This is a genomic window from Paenibacillus cymbidii, assembly GCF_004764705.1.
Taxonomy (GTDB): Bacteria; Bacillota; Bacilli; order Paenibacillales; family NBRC-103111; genus Paenibacillus_AN; species Paenibacillus_AN cymbidii.
Genome location: NZ_SHLX01000031.1, coordinates 1 through 19712 on the forward strand (window position 1 = coordinate 1; position 19712 = coordinate 19712).

19 protein-coding genes, 8 tRNA genes and 1 rRNA gene are annotated in these 19712 nt (G+C 59.7%); 20 read left to right on the forward strand and 8 right to left on the reverse strand.

The window, feature by feature from the left end; all coding sequences use genetic code 11:
* The 9 genes from EXY20_RS30530 to EXY20_RS30570 all read left to right on the forward strand — a co-directional run.
* Positions 1–225, forward strand: a 23S ribosomal RNA gene (locus EXY20_RS30530); the annotation flags it as partial.
* A gap of 101 nt (positions 226–326) precedes the next feature.
* A tRNA-Ser gene (locus EXY20_RS30535) sits at positions 327–417 on the forward strand.
* Between the two features lie 41 nt (positions 418–458).
* Positions 459–535 (forward strand) — tRNA-Met (locus tag EXY20_RS30540).
* A gap of 22 nt (positions 536–557) precedes the next feature.
* Positions 558–633, forward strand: a tRNA-Val gene (locus tag EXY20_RS30545).
* 14 nt (positions 634–647) lie between these two features.
* Positions 648–723 (forward strand) — tRNA-Thr (locus tag EXY20_RS30550).
* Between the two features lie 17 nt (positions 724–740).
* A tRNA-Asp gene (locus EXY20_RS30555) sits at positions 741–817 on the forward strand.
* Positions 818–853: 36 nt separating this feature from the next.
* Positions 854–929 (forward strand) — tRNA-Phe (locus EXY20_RS30560).
* 22 nt (positions 930–951) lie between these two features.
* Positions 952–1037 (forward strand) — tRNA-Tyr (locus tag EXY20_RS30565).
* 57 nt (positions 1038–1094) lie between these two features.
* Positions 1095–1170: transfer RNA gene (locus EXY20_RS30570), tRNA-Lys, on the forward strand.
* 286 nt (positions 1171–1456) lie between these two features.
* On the opposite strand, the gene EXY20_RS30575 is transcribed toward EXY20_RS30570, so the two are convergent.
* The 3 genes from EXY20_RS30575 to EXY20_RS30585 form a co-directional block, all read right to left on the reverse strand.
* Positions 1457–2698, reverse strand: a complete 1242-nt coding sequence (locus EXY20_RS30575; RefSeq protein WP_135556220.1) for a helix-turn-helix domain-containing protein — start codon at positions 2696–2698, stop codon at positions 1457–1459.
* 168 nt (positions 2699–2866) lie between these two features.
* The gene (ald, locus tag EXY20_RS30580) at positions 2867–3997 is read right to left on the reverse strand and encodes an alanine dehydrogenase (RefSeq protein ID WP_135556221.1); all 1131 of its coding nucleotides are present in this window, start codon (positions 3995–3997) and stop codon (positions 2867–2869) included.
* A 143-nt stretch (positions 3998–4140) separates the two neighbouring features.
* Positions 4141–4410: a PH domain-containing protein gene (locus tag EXY20_RS30585; protein WP_135556222.1), complete on the reverse strand. Its 270-nt coding sequence runs from the start codon at positions 4408–4410 to the stop codon at positions 4141–4143.
* Between the two features lie 262 nt (positions 4411–4672).
* Here EXY20_RS30585 and EXY20_RS30590 point away from each other — a divergent pair, with 262 nt between their 5' ends.
* The 7 genes from EXY20_RS30590 to EXY20_RS30620 all read left to right on the forward strand — a co-directional run bounded on the left by EXY20_RS30590 (position 4673) and on the right by EXY20_RS30620 (position 10025).
* Complete coding sequence (locus EXY20_RS30590; RefSeq protein ID WP_135556223.1) at positions 4673–4945, forward strand: autorepressor SdpR family transcription factor; 273 nt, start codon at positions 4673–4675, stop codon at positions 4943–4945.
* Entirely contained in the window at positions 4942–5583 is a 642-nt protein-coding gene (locus EXY20_RS30595; RefSeq protein WP_135556224.1) for an SdpI family protein, read from the forward strand. Before EXY20_RS30590 ends, EXY20_RS30595 begins: the two co-directional genes overlap by 4 nt.
* Positions 5584–5722: 139 nt before the next feature.
* Complete coding sequence (locus EXY20_RS30600; RefSeq protein ID WP_135556225.1) at positions 5723–6388, forward strand: GntR family transcriptional regulator; 666 nt, start codon at positions 5723–5725, stop codon at positions 6386–6388.
* 32 nt (positions 6389–6420) lie between these two features.
* Positions 6421–7518 carry a mandelate racemase/muconate lactonizing enzyme family protein gene (locus EXY20_RS30605; protein ID WP_135556226.1) on the forward strand — a complete coding sequence of 366 codons (1098 nt, stop codon included), beginning with the start codon at positions 6421–6423 and terminating at the stop codon, positions 7516–7518.
* Positions 7519–7635: 117 nt separating this feature from the next.
* Positions 7636–8466: an aldo/keto reductase gene (locus EXY20_RS30610; protein WP_135556227.1), complete on the forward strand. Its 831-nt coding sequence runs from the start codon at positions 7636–7638 to the stop codon at positions 8464–8466.
* A gap of 108 nt (positions 8467–8574) precedes the next feature.
* Complete coding sequence (locus EXY20_RS30615) at positions 8575–9117, forward strand: sigma-70 family RNA polymerase sigma factor (RefSeq protein ID WP_235886276.1); 543 nt, start codon at positions 8575–8577, stop codon at positions 9115–9117.
* Entirely contained in the window at positions 9114–10025 is a 912-nt protein-coding gene (locus EXY20_RS30620; protein WP_135556228.1) for a hypothetical protein, read from the forward strand. Before EXY20_RS30615 ends, EXY20_RS30620 begins: the two co-directional genes overlap by 4 nt.
* A gap of 524 nt (positions 10026–10549) precedes the next feature.
* On the opposite strand, the gene EXY20_RS30625 is transcribed toward EXY20_RS30620, so the two are convergent.
* From EXY20_RS30625 to EXY20_RS30645, 5 genes are all read right to left on the reverse strand, one after another.
* Complete coding sequence (locus tag EXY20_RS30625) at positions 10550–10882, reverse strand: MTH1187 family thiamine-binding protein (RefSeq protein WP_135556229.1); 333 nt, start codon at positions 10880–10882, stop codon at positions 10550–10552.
* Positions 10883–10954: 72 nt separating this feature from the next.
* On the reverse strand, positions 10955–12550 hold the full coding sequence (locus tag EXY20_RS30630) for a GMC family oxidoreductase (RefSeq protein ID WP_135556230.1): 1596 nt from the start codon (positions 12548–12550) through the stop codon (positions 10955–10957).
* On the reverse strand, positions 12537–13166 hold the full coding sequence (locus EXY20_RS30635) for a gluconate 2-dehydrogenase subunit 3 family protein (protein WP_135556231.1): 630 nt from the start codon (positions 13164–13166) through the stop codon (positions 12537–12539). Before EXY20_RS30635 ends, EXY20_RS30630 begins: the two co-directional genes overlap by 14 nt.
* A 5-nt stretch (positions 13167–13171) precedes the next feature.
* Positions 13172–13564, reverse strand: coding sequence for a hypothetical protein (locus tag EXY20_RS30640; protein ID WP_135556232.1), 393 nt, complete (start codon positions 13562–13564; stop codon positions 13172–13174).
* 6 nt (positions 13565–13570) lie between these two features.
* Complete coding sequence (locus EXY20_RS30645) at positions 13571–14821, reverse strand: nickel-dependent lactate racemase family protein (protein ID WP_135556233.1); 1251 nt, start codon at positions 14819–14821, stop codon at positions 13571–13573.
* A gap of 174 nt (positions 14822–14995) precedes the next feature.
* Here EXY20_RS30645 and EXY20_RS30650 point away from each other — a divergent pair, with 174 nt between their 5' ends.
* The 4 genes from EXY20_RS30650 to EXY20_RS30665 all read left to right on the forward strand — a co-directional run bounded on the left by EXY20_RS30650 (position 14996) and on the right by EXY20_RS30665 (position 19698).
* Positions 14996–16111, forward strand: coding sequence for a PucR family transcriptional regulator (locus tag EXY20_RS30650; RefSeq protein ID WP_135556234.1), 1116 nt, complete (start codon positions 14996–14998; stop codon positions 16109–16111).
* 152 nt (positions 16112–16263) lie between these two features.
* A complete protein-coding gene (locus tag EXY20_RS30655) occupies positions 16264–17385 on the forward strand; it encodes an ABC transporter ATP-binding protein (protein ID WP_135556235.1) in 1122 nt (373 codons plus the stop codon).
* 138 nt (positions 17386–17523) lie between these two features.
* Positions 17524–18525, forward strand: a complete 1002-nt coding sequence (locus EXY20_RS30660) for a YpdA family putative bacillithiol disulfide reductase (RefSeq protein ID WP_135556236.1) — start codon at positions 17524–17526, stop codon at positions 18523–18525.
* A gap of 198 nt (positions 18526–18723) precedes the next feature.
* On the forward strand, positions 18724–19698 hold the full coding sequence (locus tag EXY20_RS30665) for an ABC transporter permease (RefSeq protein WP_235886277.1): 975 nt from the start codon (positions 18724–18726) through the stop codon (positions 19696–19698).
* Positions 19699–19712: the final 14 nt, after the last annotated feature.

The window sequence follows — 19712 nt, forward strand, 5'->3', positions numbered from 1 at the left end:
CGGGATGGACGTACCGCTGGTGTACCAGTTGTTCCGCCAGGAGCACCGCTGGGTAGCCAAGTACGGACGGGATAAGCGCTGAAAGCATCTAAGCGTGAAGCCCCCCTCAAGATGAGATTTCCCAGTATGTAAGACCCCTTGTAGACGACGAGGTGGATAGGTTCGGAGTGGAAGCGCAGCAATGCGTGCAGCTGACGAATACTAATCGGTCGAGGGCTTATCCTACAGATGGTCAGGGACACCTGATCCTCACTTCGGAAGCGTATGCTTCAAACCTTGTGTGCATGACATTCGTTTCGTATCCAGTTTTCAGGGAATAATTGCTTGGAGAGATACCCAAGTGGCTCAAGGGGACCCTCTGCTAAGGGGTTAGACTGCGTAAGTGGTGCGAGGGTTCGAATCCCTCTCTCTCCGCCACGAGACTTCCCTGATTGTATCATATTTGTTTGTATCACTATGGCGGCGTAGCTCAGCTGGCTAGAGCGTACGGTTCATACCCGTAAGGTCGGGGGTTCGATCCCCTCTGCCGCTACCATTTCAGCTTTATCATTGGACAAGGGCGCTTAGCTCAGCCGGGAGAGCATCTGCCTTACAAGCAGAGGGTCGGGGGTTCGATCCCCTCAGCGCCCACCATTACAATTTCATATGCCGCTGTAGCTCAACTGGTAGAGCAACTGACTTGTAATCAGTAGGTTGGGGGTTCAAGTCCTCTCGGCGGCACCACTGAATAATTTGGCTATGGAGCCGTGGTGTAGAGGCCTAACATGCCTGCCTGTCACGCAGGAGACCGCGGGTTCGAATCCCGTCGGCTCCGCCATTTTATTTTTTTTGTTTTTGGACCCTTACTCATTATGGCTCGGTAGCTCAGTCGGTAGAGCAGAGGACTGAAAATCCTCGTGTCGGCGGTTCGATTCCGTCCCGAGCCACCATATGGTTTTTCCGATGAAACGCGGAGGGTTAGCGAAGTGGCCAAACGCAGCAGACTGTAAATCTGTTCTCTGACGAGTTCGGTGGTTCGAATCCATCACCCTCCACCATTTCCTTCATCGCATCCGGCATAAGTTGTCGTTTTTACGGGAAAATTGAATTTGCAAGAGCCATTAGCTCAGTCGGTAGAGCACCTGACTTTTAATCAGGGTGTCGTAGGTTCGAGTCCTACATGGCTCACCATGTTTTGCCTAAACCGCCTCCTTTCGATGAAAGGGGGCTTTTTTTGACGCGTAAAGGGACGAAAATAGCCTATGAAAAATGGCTTATTTTCCCGATTTGGTCTGCCACGTCGGAAATAGCCAGCGAAAATAGGGCTTATTTGCTCCGCCAGGCCCCAAATCGGGCCTTTTTGCTGAAATAGCCAGTGATTTTACTGGCTATTTTACTGGGGGAGCCCGTTTTTGGCGAAATAGGCACGAAAACATGGCTTATTCCGAACCGGCATCTGCGGCAAGGCAAGTGGTGACTAAACGTCCGTGCCGCGCGCCAGCTTCTCCGTTTTCAGATCCATGTACAGCGTGACTTTCTGGTCCATGTTGGTCAGGTCGATTTCGCCGACTTGCTCGATGCGGCTCAGGCGGTAGGCGAGCGTGTTCGGATGGATGTGGAGCGCGCCGGCTGTGCGTTTGCTGTTGCTGTCGTTTGCGAGGAATGTATCCAGCGTCTCCAGCAAGTTGCCGCCATGTTCGGCGTCATATGCTTTCAGCTTGCGCAAATTGCTGTTCTCGTAGCCGAATTGGCGTTTCTGTTCGAGGATGGAGGGCAGGAACCGATAATAACCGAGATCGTGGTAAAAGTAGATCGAGCCGGTTTCCCGGGGAAAACGCCGCTTGATGCGCAGCACCATCAGCGCTTCCTTGTAGCTAAGCTCCACGGCTTCGTACGATTCGTAAGCGGCGCCAACGCCGGCCAGCACGGAGGCGTGGTGGAGCCGCTCCTGCATTTGGTCGCGGCACGTTTCGACAAAGGCGAGCAACTGCTGAGGGAAATCGGGAAAGCTTGCCGGCGAAGCGAGCACCAGCAGCCGGTTGTGGGCGAAGGTATGCAGCACGGGGCGGATGCGCTGAGTAGCATGAATGATGTAATGCAGACGCTGTTTTGTTTCGTAATCGATCTCATCGATGCCAAGCTCGAATACGATCACCAAAAAAGGGACCGGTAGTGCGATATGGAGCTCGGCCGCCCGTTCGTTAATCTGCGCTTCTTGGCCGAGATGGCCGGTCAACAGTTGCCAGAACAAGCTTTGCCGTTCTTCGTCTTCTTTCCGCCGGTGCAGCCGATGCTGCAGCAAATTGACGCGGGCCGCCGCTGCCGCGGATTTGAACAGGCGCATCTCCGCCTCGGCCCACGGCCGGCCGACCTCCAGCGCCCAAATGTAGCCGATCGTCTCCTCGTTGTTGCGGATGGCGACAGCGACCCGGTTGCCCAACCCGATCGGATCGATTGATTGGATGCGCAGCGGCTCCGGACTGCTCATGAGTTTGGGAATGACACCGCTTTCCCACAAGCTGCTGATGACTTGCTCCGGCACGCGGCGGCCGATGATGGTCGCCGTTCGTGCAGGATCGGTCAGCGCGCTGTGCGAGCTGTAGGCCAGAAGCCGGTGGTTGGCGTCTTCAATTGTGACCGGGCAATGAAACGTTTCCCCGATGGCATCCGCCAAATCTTCCAATCGATCGAAATGACGGTTAAACGCATGGTCCATCATGCGGGTCGTTCCTCCTTGAAGTGTATCGCCCTGTCTCTCCTAATTGTACGGATTCCCGCCCGGCTGTAAAGAGGAAGCAGCCCCGCAAAAAACGAACGTACCCGTAAAGGCTACGTTCGTTTCCGGGGGATGCAAGTGGTCAATCCCTGCCGCAAGGGGCAGCCAGGCTTACGGGCTGACCGGCTGCTTCAACGCCTCGAGCGGCTCCGCATAAGGCTGGCCGAGCGCTGTCGCAACGGTCGGATGCGTGACCGCGCCGCCGGCGATGTTGAAGCCGAGCCGGAGCGGCACGCTGGTTTGGGCGGCTTGCGCGGTGCCCTGGTTCGCGAGCAGCAGCGCATACGGAAGCGTCGCATTCGTCAGCGCCATCGTCGACGTGCGCGGCACCGCGCCGGGCATGTTGGCGACGGCGTAATGGACGACGCCGTGTTTGGTATAGGTCGGCTGGTCGTGCGTCGTGACGCGGTCGGCCGTGGCGAAAATGCCGCCTTGGTCGATCGCCACGTCGACGATGACCGAACCCGGCTTCATGCGGCGCACGACATCTTCGCTCACCAGCTTGGGCGCCTTGGCGCCGGGAATGAGCACCGCGCCGATGGCGAGGTCGGCTGCCGCGATCGTTTCGGCGATCGTATAAGGGCTCGACACGAGCGTCTGGACGTCGCGGCCGAACAGGTCGTCTAGCTCGCGCAGACGGTCGGGGCTGACGTCGAGAATCGTCACATCGGCGCCGAGACCAACAGCGATGCGGGCCGCATTCGCGCCAACGACGCCACCGCCGACGATCGCCACTTTACCGCGCGCAACGCCCGGCACGCCGCCGAGAAGAATGCCTTGCCCGCCATGGGACTTCTCCAGAAATTGCGCGCCGATCTGCGCGGCCATACGACCGGCAACTTCGCTCATCGGCTTCAGCAGCGGCAAGCCGCGGCCGACTTCAACCGTTTCGTAGGCGATGGCGGTAACGCCGCTGCGGATCAGTGCGTCGGCCAAAGCCGGCTCGGCAGCGAGGTGCAAATAGGTGAACAGCACCAGCCCCGGACGGAAATACCCGTACTCCGCGGCCAGGGGCTCCTTCACCTTCATAATCATGTCCGCGCCGGACCAAACGTCGGCGGCCTGACGCACAAGCCGCGCGCCGGCGGCGGCATATTCAGGGTCGGTGAAGCCGCTGCCGGCGCCTGCTTCGTTCTCGACGAGCAACGTATGGCCGGCCTGCACCAGCGCATGAACGCCGGCCGGCGTGGCGGCGACGCGATTTTCGTTGTTTTTGACTTCTTTCGGGATGCCGATAATCATGGCGACCGCTCCTCTACCGGATGTTTGATTCCAGTATAGAGCGGCACGAATCGGGTGCGTACGTGGACAATGACTAACTTCGGCGATATCGTTCGTGAAAATCGACAAAGCTGCCATCGCGATGTAGGGTCAAAAGAAGGGGCTTAAGGCAGCGCGCTCAGAATCGTGTCCCGCGCTTGCGCCATCGATTTGTCCGTGCCGAGGAACTGCAGCGTTTGCCCGTCCTTGGTGGTGATGCGCAGCGTGGAAGGATGAGCCCATCCCGGCGCATCCACGGTAACCGCGTCGATGTCGCTGAACGGCAGCCGGTGGTCTTTGCGCGAGGCGAAGCCTTTGTTGATCCACTGCACATAGCCGTTGTACACCCGAAACTCACAGTGATAGCTGATCGTTTCAAACAACAGTGCGCTCATTGCGGAACACCCCTTTTGCCCAAATGTCGGTCGGGACTGTTGACGGAGCGGAATGCATGCGCAGGCCTCCCAACCGCGTGGAGATGAGTTAATTGTCAGCGGAAGGGGCGTCCGATGTAAAGAGGGTGTTTTTGTTGAAACGTGGCGAACGGTGCCGCAGCAGCCGGAATCGAGGAAAAAGCGGTTGACGCAAGCAACCCGGTATCGTAAGATTAAATTAGATATTTAGACAAATATCTAAATGTTAAGGGGGCGTCGTACGATGAACGAAGCGTTTAAGGCGCTTGCCGATCCGACGCGCCGCCGCATCTTGCAACTGCTGCGCGATCGAAGCATGAATGCCGGAGAAATCGCCGACCACTTCGCCATCAGCAAGCCGAGCATTTCCCACCATCTGAACCTGCTTAAGCAGGCGGGACTTATCCTGGACGAGCGCCAGGGTCAGAATATCGTGTACACCTTGCATACGACCGTAGTTGAAGACGTGATTGGCTGGATGTTCACCATGATTGAAAAGAAGGAGGAGCCGTCATGAAACGTTGGAAAGAAGCGCTTGTGCTGTTGATTGGCCTCTCGCCCGCGATCGCGGCGCTGCTGATGTACGACCGGCTGCCCGATACGATGGCATCGCATTTTGGCGTCAACAATGAAGTGAACGGTACGATGAGCAAAAACATGTCGATTCTGATGTTCGCCCTGCTCGGCCTGGTTCCGTCGATCCTGCGCGTGGTGCGGCGACTCGATCCGAAGCGCGACAATTACGAAAAGTTCCCCGTCGCCTATGAAGTGATTCGGCTCGGAGCCGGCTTGCTGGTCGTTGCGGCTGGTTGGATGGTGCTGCTGTTTAATTTGGGTTACGAGCTGGATATCCGCAAACTGGCGCTGATCGCCATCGGGCTGCTGTTTATCGTGACCGGGAACTACATGACGCAAGTGCAGCACAACTATATGATCGGCATTCGCACGCCGTGGACGCTCGCGAGCGAAGAGGTATGGCGGAGAACGCACCGCTTGGGCGGGCCGCTGTTCATGATCGGCGGCATTGTCGCCATCGCCGTGACGCTGCTGGCGGGAGGCGTGGCGGCGGTGTTCGCTTCGTTGGCAGCGATCGCCATCGTATCGCTGATTCCTGTAGTTTATTCCTACGTCATTTATACTCGCTTGAAAGCGTAAACGAGCGATTCAAAATCTCCGGAGCAGGGCGTCCGGAGATTTTTCGCTTTTCACGGTCAGTGTGTATTGCCGGGGGAAGGGTTATTTTGATATGATAAATCGTGTATGATACATAATTATTGAACGCAGGTGAGCCGCCTTGAAAAAAAGCTTGAACCGCTACGTGCTGACCGATGAAATTTACTCCTTGCTGAAGGAGCAAATTGTGAGCCATCAAATTGCGGCCGGCGACAAAATCAACATCGATCAGCTCGGCCGCGAGCTGGAAGTCAGCAACATCCCGATTCGCGAAGCGCTGTCGCGCCTGGCGGCAGAGGGCTTCGTCGACGTGGTGCCGTTCAAGGGCATGTATGCGGCGAATATGTCGCTGCAAGAGCTTGACGATATGTTCGAGATCCGGTTGGCACTGGAGGGGCTGGCGCTGCGAAAGGCCGCGCCGCATATTCCGGGCGGCCTCCTCGCCGAACTGGAACGGGACATGGGGACGTGGGCGGCACGCGAACCGCAACAGGAAGAGGAGAAAATCGCCTACATCGCGGAAATGAATCGGAGGCTGCATGGCTTGATTCTGGACCATTGCGGCAACGAATCGCTGAAGCAGCTCGTCGGCGCGTACATCGAACGCATCCAGCGCTACCTGTCGTTCGCGCACCGGGAGATGGAGCGTCAGACGCTGCAGACGGAATGGCAGGAGCATATGGCGATTATTCGCCGCTTGAGCGCACGCCAGCCGGAGGAAGCGGAGCAGGAGCTGCTTGCCCATATTCGTTCGTCGCATGAACGGACGCGCGATTATTTTCGCTGAGGGGCCATATGCAAAGAGAGGGAGAGAGTCGGATGAAAATTACGAAAGTGGAAAGCTTCGTGCTGCACGTGCCGATTACGCCGCCGATTACGGACGCGATCAATGTCGCCACCCATTGGGGGCTGGCGGGGGTAAGGCTGTTTACCGACGAAGGGTTCGTCGGCTACGGGTACACGGGCACTTGCGCGCAAGGCGACGAAATGATCGTGGAGACGATCGACAGGTATTACGCGCCGCTGCTGATCGGCAGAGATCCCTATATGGTGAGAGAGCTGTGGGACGAGATGCGGTATGGCAAAATGCACTGGATCGGCCGCGCAGGAGTTACGCATATGGCGCTGGCGGCGGTCGACATCGCGTTGTGGGACCTGATGGCCAAGGCGGCGGGCAAACCGCTCTGGATGTACCTCGGCGGGCACAAGTCGAAGCGGATCAAGGCGTACAACACGAACGGCGGCTGGCTCAACTGGTCGAAGGAGCGGCTGCTGAAGGACGTGGCGGACATCGTCGAATCCGGCTTTACCGGCGTCAAAATCAAAGTCGGCAAACCCGACCCGCGCGAGGATTACGACCGCTGCAAGGCGGTGCGCAAAGTGATCGGCGACGATGTCATTTTCATGATCGACGTCAATCAGCAGTGGAACATCAATACGGCGATGACATGGGGCAAGAAGCTGGAGGAGTTCGATCTGTTCTGGCTGGAGGAGCCGCTTAATCCGGACGACATTATGGGCCACAAGAAGCTGGCCGACGAGCTGAACGTGCCGATTGCGCTGGGCGAACACGTGTATACGAAATATGCGTTCCGCGATTATATCCATCAGGGAGCCGTCGAATATTGCCAGGTGGACGTGACCCGCGTGGCTGGCATTACGGAATGGCTTCAAGTCGCCGGTCTTGCGGCGTCCTATGACGTGCCGATCTGCCCGCATGTCGGCGATATGGGGCAAATCCATCAGCATCTTGTCGCCTCCACGCAAGGGGCGATCATGCTGGAGTATATTCCGTGGATTCGCCATATTTTTGTCGAGCCGGCTACGGTTAAGGACGGGTACTACGTGCTGCCGGAAATGCCGGGGGCTTCGACGGAGATTGTGCCTCAGTATTTTGACCAGTATCGGGTGAGGTAGGGGCTTACGATCGGCGGAAAGTTGCGGACGGCCGAACCGCTGGGTAGAATAAAACCAGGCGGGGGACGCGGCAGGTGCGGCGCCGGGCCACGCAACGCAACGATCGGAGGAGAACAGATGGTCACATCGATTCAGGAGCGCGTCACGCTTAACAACGGCATCGCGATGCCGTGGCTGGGGCTCGGCGTGTGGATGGGCAAGCCGGAGGACGGCGATCATATCGAACAAGCGGTGGAAGCGGCGCTGGCGCTCGGCTACCGCAGCATCGATACGGCGGCGCTGTACGGCAACGAGTCCGGCGTCGGGCGGGCGATCAAGGCGAGCGGGGTGCCGCGCGAGAATATTTTTGTCACGACCAAGGTGTGGAACGACGATCACGGCTACGACCAGACGCTGCGCGCATTTGAGGCTAGCCGGCGCAAGCTGGATCTCGACGTCGTCGATCTGTACCTGGTGCACTGGCCGATCAGCGGCAAATACGCGGAGACGTGGCGCGCCCTGGAGCGGCTGTATGCCGAAGGGGCGGTGCGCGCGATCGGCGTGAGCAACTTCCAAGTTCGGCATTTGCAACATATTCTGGAGCGCAGCGATGTTGTGCCGGCCGTCAATCAGGTGGAGTATCACCCTCGCCTGACGCAGGTGCCGCTGCGGACGTTCTGCGAGGAGAAAGGCATCCGGCTGGAAGCCTGGAGCCCGCTCATGGTCGGGCGGGTGCTGGACGAGCCGGTCGTGCGCGAGCTGGCTGCGACATACGGCAAGACGCCGGCGCAAGTTGTGCTGCGCTGGGACTTGCAGCATGGCGTCGTGACGATCCCGAAGTCGATTCGGCCGGAACGGATCGCCGAAAATGCCGGGATCTTCGATTTTGCGCTGTCGCCGGCCGATATGGCCAGGCTCGATGCGCTCAACCGCGACGAGCGTTGCGGTCCGGATCCGGATCAGTTTTGATTGTTTCGAGCGGAGAGGGGCGGTTCCTGCGGGGGGCCGTCTTTTTTTGTCGAAAAGGGAACCTGAACGCGCGCTGTTTCGTCCTCTTGGAGGAGAGGAGGGCAATCGGTGGAGTTTGATTACCTCAAACATTTGTCCGGGGACTTCGACAAGCGCCGTATCGTGGGCGACCTGATGGACGCTTACGGCAGAGACGTGTGGAACTTCGCCTTTTCCCTCGTCTGCAAGCCCGAGCTGGCCGACGATATGATGCAAGAGGCGTTCATGCGGGCGTTTCGCAACCTGGGTACGTTCCGGGGCGAATCGACGGTCAAAAGCTGGCTGCTCAGCATCACCCGCAACGCGGTGTACGATCATTTGCGCTCCGCTTACATACGCAAGGTGATGCTGGTCGGCTTTATCGCCGACCGGGGCGTTGCGCCTTCGGCCGAGGCGGAAGCGATCCGCCACTGGGCGGCCAACGACGTTTGGGCGAAAGTGCTGGCGTTGCCGGTCAAGCTGCGGGAAGTGCTGGTGCTGACGGCGCATCATCAGCTGTCCGTGGAGGAAATCGCCGGCGTGCTGGGCGTTGCCGAAGGAACCGTCAAGTCGCGGCTGCATCGCGCCCGCAAGCGGATATCCAGTCAGGCGGAGAAGGGGGAGCGGCCGTGAACAAACGCGAATCGAATTGGGAAGAGCAGCTGGCGGTCGATCCGGCGCCGCGCGATCTCGCGCCGGTAGCCGAACGGGTGCGGCGCGGAATGGACGTTGCCGGCAAAGTGCCGCGGCTGCGGCGGGCGACGGCGATGCGCCGGTTGATGCTGGCGACGGCGGCCTCTTTGGTGCTGGCGGTGCTAATCTTTGCCCCTCAGCAGCGAGAGGGGCGTCTTCCTCCGGGCTTCGGGCTGCAGCCGGATGCGGCCGCGACTACGGATTCGCCCCGCGGCGGCGATGCCGCGCCTTCCGCGCAGCCTGCGGCGGTGGCGGACGATTCGGAGGAAGATCGTTCGGTTCGCGCTATTGCCGAGGATCCGGCCGGGCGCTTGCTGGTGAAACCGGCGGACGAAGCGCGCGCGGCCAAGCTCGGCGCGCCAAGCTGCTACGGGTTGGAGGACGATTGGAGCTGGAGGGGCACTTACGAGGCGGTATGGGAGCCCGCGGGAGGCGGGCAGCCGAGTGTGGTGCTGACGTTCCCGGCCGATTTTGAAATCGTGCAGCCGCAGCGCGATCCGGTGGCGATGAAACGACTCGCGCTCGGCGGCAGCGTCGTTTATGTTTACGTTCCGCGCTATACGGACTGCCACGGACTTGAAACGTACCTGTTTGGCGTCAGCGCGGAGGACGGCCGGGCTTTCCCGATTCCGTTCGAAATGGAACCGGGCCGAGTGCTGACGGCGATCGGCCAACTGCCGCGCGACCATGTGCGCATCGTCGGAGAGGAGCTTGTGGTGACGGGCGGATACGGGGCGGGGCAAGATTATATTGATGTGTATCATTTCCGCTACGACGAGGGCAGACGGATGATGGCGCTGCAGCGCACGGAAAAGGTGAAGCCGAACGAATTGGAGGAGTTCCAGTAAGAGGGGTTTAATGGGATGTGGTTTTCAATAAATGGAAACCATTGGGGGGGCTGGTCATTGACCGGCTCCCCCTTTGCACCGTCGCGCAGCCAAGCGTGGCCGGAAGCATCGTTTCACACTCCGGTCGGGTAGCGAAAATAACCACTGAAAAATGGCCTATTTGCCCTATTTTGCCCACCCCTTCGGAAATAGCCAGTGAAAACATGGCCTATTTGCTCCGCCAGGCTCTAAATCAGGCCTTTTAGCCGAAATAGCCAGTGATTTCACTGGTTATTTCCGAGAGTCAGCCCGTTTTTGGCGGAATAGGCCATAAAAACGGGCCTTTTTTTCAGCAGGCTTGATCGGAGCGGCCCGAAAGCAAATTTGGTTAGTTGGCGGAAGGGGAGGGTGCGTCGCTTTGTGCAACATGTCTGCTTGGCGAGAAGTAGAACCGGAAGCTGACAAACCACCCACCAAGGCGTCTGTTTCGCGTCAGGAAAGGACCGGCAAGATGATCCTTCCCTGATGGTTTCTCATAAACACCGTCAATACGACGGCGACGCGGGTGTGTCCTGCACCAGCTTGTCGCGTACCGATTGCAGCTTCGACGCCATGGAGGCGTCCTTGTCGCGGCGGTCGTCGATGCGCAGCGAAGTCGAAACGCGCTGTGCGCCGCGGTGAAACGGCGCTTCATGCAGCTGACGGGCTACGGCGAACAGGTGCTCCAGCTTCCCTTCGATTACGGTGCTCATCGACGACATTTCGAAACGGATCGGCAGCCCGGAATCGTCGAGCAGCCGGTGCAGGTCGGCGACGTAAGCGCTGATGCTCGTTGTGGCGGTGCCGAGCGGCACGACGGTGATTTCCATGATTGGCATAAGGCAACCCCTCCCTGGCAATTGGACGCTGCGTTTGATTCCATTGTAGCCGATTGGAAAGGCGGGGCCAAGTCAGGGCGTGCGCGCCCCCGCGGCAAGCTCGAAGCGCGACGCCAACTGGATGATCCGGTCCGCCGTCCGCGCCGCCAGCGACATGACGGTATTCGTCGGATTGACGCCGGAGGACGTCACGAAAATGCTGGCGTCGCAGACGAACAAATTCGGCACGTCGTGCGATTGCCCGTAGCTGTCGACGACCGACGTCGCCGGGTCGTTGCCCATCCGGCAGCCGCCGACAAGGTGCGCCGTATCGGGCACGACGAATTCGGGCGTGCCGCCGGCGGCGCGCAGGATTGATTGCATCGAAGCGACGGCGTGGCCGATCAGGCGACTGTCGTTGTCGCCGTAGCTGAACGTCACCTTGGCCCGGGGCAGACCGAGCGCGTCTTTTTCATCCGCCAGGGCCACCCGGTTGTCGGCATCGGGCAGCACTTCGCCGACCATCGTGACCCGGCCGTAGAAGTTGTAATCGAGCACCGCCTGGCGCAGCCGGGGGCCGTAGTAAGGCCCGCCGACGGCGCCGACGATGCCTTGGGCGAAGGAGAGCGGCCGCGCCCCGTGCGCGTGCAGCGAATACCCGCGGGCGAAGCCGCGGCGCTCGTCCGTCGCGTAATAATGCTGCGTTGTCGCGAGCACGGGCGTGCCTTTGTACAGGCGCACCTCCTCCGGGAAGCGGGCGTATACGTCGTGGCTGCTGTGCGGCATGATCGCCCTCCCGACCCAGCCGCTGCTGTTGGCGAGCCCGTCCGGGAACAACGCGTTCGCGGAGTTCAGCAGCAGCCGCGGCGTTTCGACGGCGAACGCGCACAGGATGACGAGCCGGGCGCGCTGTTCGTAAGAACGCCCGTCATGTACGAAGGCGACGCCGCGCGCCCGGCCGTCCGCTCCCGTCAGCACCTGCGTGACGGTGCAATCCGCCAGCAGCTCGGCGCCGGCCTCGACCGCCTGCGGGATATGCACGATAAGCGTGCTGAATTTGGCGTTCGGCATGCAGCCCTGGTTGCAGAAGCCGCGATTGATGCAGGGCGGCCGGCCTTCGTGCGGCGCGGACAGAATCGCCAGCGGCGCAACGGCCGATTCGATCTGCAGCTTCTCGCAGCCGCGGCGGAACAGCTCGGCGTTCGGACTGAGCGGATCGCGTTCGGGCAACGGATACGGCCCATGAAACTCGCCCCACGGAAAATGGCGCGGCCCCGACACGGCGATGTCCTTCTCCGTTTGCGCATAATACGGCGCAAGCTCATCGTAGCCGATCGGCCAGTCGGCGCCAACGCCGTCGCGGGTGCGCGTTTCGAAGTCGGCGCGGTGCATGCGCAGGAACACGCCGGTAAAATGCACCGTGCCGCCGCCAACGCCGCGGCCGGAATTGTTGTGCCCGAGCTGGAGCGGGTCGGCACCCGCCGTCAGCCGCTCATCCTGCCAGCTAAGCCGCCGCATGGCGAGCTCGTCGCTGGCGAAATCGCGCTGCGGGTCGCGCCAGGGCCCGGCCTCGAGCACTACGACCGAAAGGCCGGCCTTGCTCAGCTTGCGGGCGATGACGCCGCCGGCCGCACCGGCGCCGACGATGACGGCGTCGACTTCTTCCCCTTCGTATTTACGCTTCATCATGGCTGCGCTTCGCCTCCCACGGATCGGTCTGGCCAATGGCCGTACGCACATAGCCGCGCGGATAGGCGGGACCGCCGTAACCGATTTCCGACCATACCAGCGGGTGCGAATAATAAGCTTCGACAGTAAGCGCAAGCAGCTTCTGGAATAGCGCCTTCTGCGGCAGCCCGTTCCACACGGCCGCCGGTTCGACGCGGAACTCGCCGAACTCGAGCATCAACTGTCGCTGCTCGTTGCCGTGCAGCTGGAACAGATGATCGCCGAAGCGCAGCATCGACGCCCGGTCGAGCGCCTGCAAGCCGTCGCGGATGAGCTGGCGCGCTGCGGGCACGCCGGCTTTGCGCTGGCTTTCGCCAACGTTGCGATACAGCGTCTCGTCGATGTGGCAGAGCACATACTGGATGATTTCGCCGCGGTCGTCGCCCGCGAGGAGCGAGCATACGGCGCGCAGCAGCTCGGCTTCGGTCAGCGTCAGGTACCGGTAATCGTGCTCGCGGACAAGCCGGGCGCCGACGATCGCCTGCGTATGGTCGTCCCACTGTTCGAGCGCGTCCATGACATCGTATTCGGGATAGTGGGAGCGGACCGTCGGCCCGTTTGGCAATGGTTCCGTCATATCGCTCACCCCCAGTAAACGGCGATCAGGCCCAGTGCGGCCATTGCCGTAAACACGACCGGCATGACGACCGGCGGGCCGACCAGGAAGTTGCGCCCCGCAAAGCCGCCGACACGAACGCCGACCCCGTGCAGATGGTAATATAGCCCGCCCATGCCGGCGACGACGCCGATCCACATGAGAACGGTGAAAATGCCGAGCAGCAGGCCCGATCGCGAAAAAGCGAGCGCAACGCCGCTGATGACGAACAGCGGGGAAGCGATGACTGGCGCCAACATCGCTTTGTGATGAAATTGCTGGCGGTAGTGCGACATCGTTACCTGCACCCCGATCAGGATGTAGGCGGCGCCGACGAATAAAATCAACAATCGTTCCAGCGGCCAACCGGACCAATGCATGGGAACTCATCCTTTCTGTAGCGGAAATGTGACGGCGCCGAAAGGCATAAGCGCGATGCGCGCACGTTCGGCGTCCAGGCCGGCGAGCAGCCCGCCGATTGTCGCCTGCAGGTCGGGGGCGTGCCGCAACCCGGCCAACTCGACCAGCGGCTGCGGCATAACCGAGTGCAAATAGATCGGGTGCCGGGCGGCGATCGCGGCGATTTGACCGATTTTGTGAGCGCCAAGGACGAAGGAGGCGGACAGCCGCCGAAGCATTGCTTCCCGGTCCGGCATATGCTCCAGCCAATCCTGCATCACGGTATTGCCGTAATATTCTTCGCACTGCGCGATCAGGACAAGAGGCGCTCCGGGCGTAGCGACGCTTTCGGCGTTTTGCAGCGTTTTCACCGACTGGTACAGCTGCATGTCTTTCGGATGCCCGCCGGGCGAAGCGATGACGAGCGCGTATTCTTTGCCTGCCTCCGGGAAGAAGATCGTTTGCGCCCGGCGGACGCCTTCCCGATAGGCCGCTTCCGTCTCCCCGGCAAACGCGGCGACAATGCGGCGGTCGCTGTCGGCGATGACGTTGAGCAGAAAATGGAGCGGCACCAAACGCTGCGCTTCCTCCATATCGGCGCGCACCGGGTTGTCGAGCCGGCCGGGCTCCGCAGCGGCGGCCGAACGCGACAGCGCGTGATTGGCTTCGATCGTGCTGCGCGCGGCGACGCCGGGAACGAGCGCCTTGGCACCGCCCGACATGCCGGCGAGCCGGTGCGGCTCGATGTTGCCGGTGGCGATGCGCAGATCGGCGTACAGCACCGCGCGGTTGATCGATACCGGCGTGCCGCGCGTCGTCACGCCTACGAAGGCGTTGTCCTCCTCGCGCGCGGAATGGTTCCGCACCGCGATGCGGCGATAGACGCTTGCGCCGACAAGCGCGGCAAGCTCGCTTTCGGTATGCCGGCGGTGCACGCCAAGCGCCACGACGATGGCGATCTGCTCGTCGGCCAAACCGGCGGCGGACAACTCGTCCAGCAGCGGCTCCAGCAGCAGCGGAGCAGGGCACAGCCGCGTGCCGTCGCTGACCAGGATGACGGCGCTGCGTTTGCCGGCAGCCAGCTCGCGCAGCGGCACGCTCCCGATCGGCCGCGCCAGCGCCGCGCGGATCGGGTCCTGCTGCGGGGGCGGCCCCCATTGCGGTTCGATCCGGTCGGCGCGGTACCGGTCCGGCAGTTCGAAGGGCACGGTGCCGGATCCGTAGCGAAAATGATACATCGTAGCGGGTTGCCTCCCGAACAGTTGCTGTTGTCATTATTTCCCTCGCAACGGGAATTCATCCGGGAGCCCCGCTTTTCCGTGAAAAACCGCCCGGGTGTGGTACAATAGGAAAAAAAGCCGCCAGCCGCCAGCCGGCATGCGGCCAAGACTATTCGGAAGCAGGAGCGGAGCATGGACTGGGAACGATTGAAGCAGCAACTCGAGCAAATATTGCCTGGGTCCGTCCGTCAGATCACGATTGCGGTGGACGAGTGGAATGCGCTTGCCGCGGCGCAGAACAAGCCGTCCTCTTCCCGGCGGAGCGTAGTCCGCGAAGACGACGTGCTGTTCCTGCTGGAACATCATTCGAAGCAGCAGGCGGCCGTGCTCGCGGTGGAGCGCGGCGGCGTTACCGAAGCGGAACGCAAGCTGGTGGAGCTGGCGCTTGACGCGAACCGGACGCAGGAGAAACGGCACGGCGGCGCAATGGCCGAGGAAGAGCGGCGGGCGGCGCTGGTGAAGGAGTGGTTTTACCGGCAGCTGGAATCGGGCGTGACCCATGCGGAGCTTCCCGATGCGCTCGCCGCGCAGCTCGGCTGGTACGGCACGAAAATCCCGCTGCTGCTGTACGGCGATTATTCCGATTCGCGGGTTGTGCAGTACCATGACTTCAAGAAGCTGCTGGAATCGTTTTTTGACGCGGAAATTACGCTGGTGCCGTTAATGGATAAGGAGTGGCTGATTCTCGGTCCGGAATCGATTCTTATGGCGACGGCCGGCGGAGACAAAGAGGCGACGGAAGAGGAAAGCATCGAGGAGTCGCTGACGTCGATCTGTTTTGGCCTGTACGAAATGCTGGAAAGCGAGTGGGTGGGGGAGTGCCACCTCTCGATCCATTACCCGATGACGCCGGCGAAGTCGCTGCTTGCGACCATTCTGCAGCTGCGCGAAACGATGATGCTCGGGCGCACGTTCCACATCGAGGACAACATTCACCTGCCCTGGATGCTGAAGCTGGAGAAGCTGCTGAGCGGTTTGCCGGAAGCGGACAAGACGCGTTTCGCCCAGCAGGTGTTCAAGCGGGTCGACCATGTGTTCGACGCGGAGATGCTGGCGACGCTGGAGCAGTTTTTTGCGCTCGACTGCAGCGTCAGCGAAACGGCGAAGAAGCTGTACATCCACCGCAATACGCTGCTTTACCGGCTGGACAAGTTCAAGCAGGAGACAGGACTCGACGTGCGGCTGTTCAGCGACGCCGTTCTTGTCAAGGTAGCACTGTTGTTGTATAAAGTGACGAAAAGAAAGTAATTTTTTTGTAAGGATTGTGCATAGTCATTTGCAGGGCGGTGCGGTAAGATAAATTTGACCGATAAAGCACGTTAGTTAGGGGTATAAGCTTCCGAAGCGGGTTGCCGCTTTCGTGAGGCGAAACACAAGCTAATTTTTTAGGAGGAATGAACATGGCAGGGGTTCGGTTGCACCACATCGTAAAGAAATACGCGGGGAACGAAGAAGCGACGGTTAAAGATTTTCACCTCGACATTAAAGACAAAGAATTCATCGTACTTGTCGGCGGATCCGGTTGCGGCAAATCGACCACGCTCCGCATGATCGCAGGGTTGGAAGAAATCACGGCAGGCGAGCTGTACATCGGCGACCGTCTCGTGAACGACGTCGCTCCGAAAGACCGCGATATCGCGATGGTGTTCCAGTCCTACGCGCTCTATCCTCACATGAACGTATATCAGAACATGGCATTCGGCCTGAAGCTGCGCAAATTCAAGAAAGCCGACATCGACGCACGCGTGCGCGAAGCGGCCAAAATTCTTGACATCGAGCATCTGCTCGACCGCAAGCCGAAAGCACTGTCCGGCGGTCAGCGCCAACGTGTTGCTCTTGGCCGCGCGATCGTCCGCGAACCGCAAGTATTCTTGATGGACGAACCGCTCTCCAACTTGGACGCCAAACTCCGCGTACAGATGCGCGCCGAAATCAGCAAGCTGCACAAACGTCTGGAAACGACCGTTATCTACGTAACGCATGACCAGACGGAAGCCATGACCATGGGCGAGCGCATCGTCGTTATGGAGAACGGCATCATTCAACAAGCGGCTACGCCGGAAGAAATCTACAACAACCCGGTCAACATGTTCGTTGCCGGCTTCATCGGATCGCCTTCGATGAACTTCATCGCAGGCACTTTGGGAGAAGAAGGCGGCTCGCTTCGTTTCAAAGCGACGGGCGTCAACGTGCAAGTTTCCGAAGGCCGCAGCAAAGTGCTGCGCGAGAAAGGTTATGTCGGCAAAGAAGTCATCATGGGCATTCGTCCGGAGGACCTGCACGATGAGCCGGTATTTATCGAAGGATCGCCGAACACGATCGTTACGGGCCACATCGAAGTATTGGAAAACCTCGGTCACGAGATCCAATTGTACTTGAACGGCATCGGCAAAGACAACGTCATTGCCCGTCTGGACGGACGTTCCGGCTTCAAGGAAGGAACGAACGTGAAGCTGGCGATCGACATGAACAAAGCGCATTTCTTCGACAAGGAATCGTCGTTGTCGATTTTCGCGAACTAATTCTTCTGTTTTCCCCAACCTCCGGTGCCGCAGGAAATGCGGTGTCGGAGGTTTTTATGCGTTTCTTAAATAGGTCGGATTTCGCTATAATGGAACCAGCAAAACGTACCGTGCAAGAGGAGAAGGAGGAAGTCGCCGTTGGAGCAAGCCATTGTTGTCGGGGCCGGACCCTGCGGACTGTCTGCCGCGATCGAGCTGCAGCGCATCGGTTTGAACCCGCTTGTCATCGAGAAGAACGTCGTCGTCCACTCGATTTATCAATACCCCACCTATATGCGGTTTTTCAGCACGCCGGAGCTGCTGGAGATCGGGAATATCCCGTTCGTGACCCCGCATGAGAAGCCGTCGCGCCAGGAGGCGCTGACCTACTACCGCACGGTGGCGGAGCGGCACCGCGTGCGGATCAACAGCTACGAAACCGTAATCGAAGCCAGGAAGCAGCCGGACGGCCGCTTCGTTGTCGCCAGTCAGGACCGCTGGGGCAAGCTTCGCGAGTACGAAACGCAGCATGTCGTGATTGCGACCGGCTATTTCGACCACCCGAACCTGCTTGGCATTCCCGGGGAGACGTCGCCCAAGGTATCGCATTTTTTTCGCGAGGCGCATCCGTATACGGGCACGAAGGTGGCGATTATCGGCGGCAGCAATTCGGCCATCGACGCGGCGCTCGAGCTGATGCGGGTCGGGGCGGAAGTGACGGTCGTTTACCGCGGCGATACGTATTCGCCTTATATCAAGCCCTGGGTGCGGCCGATCTTCGAAAGCATGGTGAACAAAGGGATCATCCGCATGCTGTTCGGCTCGCGGGTCGTCGGCATCGACAACGATACGGTGACGGTGGAAAGATCGTCATCCGCCGCGGATACGGACGAACAGGCCCGCTTGACGTTCGCCAACGACTTTGTGCTGGCGCTTACCGGCTTTCGGCCGGACCGCTCGTTTCTCGGCAACATGGGTGTACGGGTGGAAGGGGATTACGACATTCCCCGGTTCGATCCGGAGACGATGGAGACGAACGTCGAAGGGCTGTACGTGGCGGGCGTCGTCGCTTCCGGCCGCGAAGCGAACGAAGTATTCATCGAGACCGGGCGCAAGCACGGCAGTTTGATTGCGGCGCATATAGCCGGCAAACGTTCGTAATCCGCAAGCAAGTTGAACAAGAACCCTGCAGCTGCAAGCCGTTAAGGTTTGTCGTTTCAGGGTTTTTCTGTATTTTGCGGCCGGCGGCCAGCTTCAATTCGGAATATACCAATAGAAATCGGAGGATGCCCTCATTGTTCGGGAATCGGGAAAGACTATAATAAAAGTACACCCGAGGGAAGAAAGGAGCGGCTCGCATTGGACATCAACTCCTCCGCGACAGCCATGACCCAGCAGCCTGACGATCAGGCAAGCCGCTCGGTCGTCCGCGAATCGCTGTGGCGCTACGTGAAGAAGAATCATCTGCTTTACTGGATGATCGTGCCCGGCATGCTGTATTTTGTCGTCTTCAAATACGTTCCGCTGCTCGGCAGTGTTATCGCATTTCAAGAGTACAGCATTTTCAAAGGATTCGCCCACAGCGACTGGGTCGGATTCAAGTGGTTCGAGCAATTTTTTCAATACCCCAACTTTCGCCGGCTATTATTCAACACGCTGATTATTGGCTTCTACCAGATTTTATTTTCTTTTCCGGCGCCGATTATATTGGCCATCCTGCTCAATGAATTGCGGAACATGGCGTTCAAGCGCACGGTGCAAACGATTCTGTACTTGCCCCACTTCCTGTCGTGGGTCATTATCGGCGGTCTCGGCTACATGCTGCTGTCCCCGGAATCCGGCCTGATCAACCAGTGGATCGTCGCGGCCGGCGGCAAACCGATTTTTTTCCTGATGAAGGCGGAATATTTCCGTTCCATTATCGTCGTCTCCGGCATCTGGAAGGAGATGGGGTGGAATGCTATTATTTTTCTTGCGGCGCTTACCGGCATCAGCCCGTCCTTGTACGAGGCCGCCCGGATCGACGGCGCGGGCCGGTTCAAGCAGCTGCTCTATATCACGCTGCCGGGCCTGCTGCCGACGATCATGCTGCTGCTTCTTCTGAAGATCGGCACGGTCATGGACTCGAGCTTCGAGCAAATATATATTTTCCTGAACCCGATTACGTTCCAAACGGGAGATACGCTTGACACGTATACGTATCGCGAAGGCATCCTGAAAGGCATGTACAGTTTTACGACGGCCATCGGACTGTTCAAATCGGTCTTCGGGTTCATACTCCTGGTGCTGGCCAATCGGGCGAGCAAGGCGACGACGGGCGAAAGCATCTACTAGAGAGGGGGACGAAC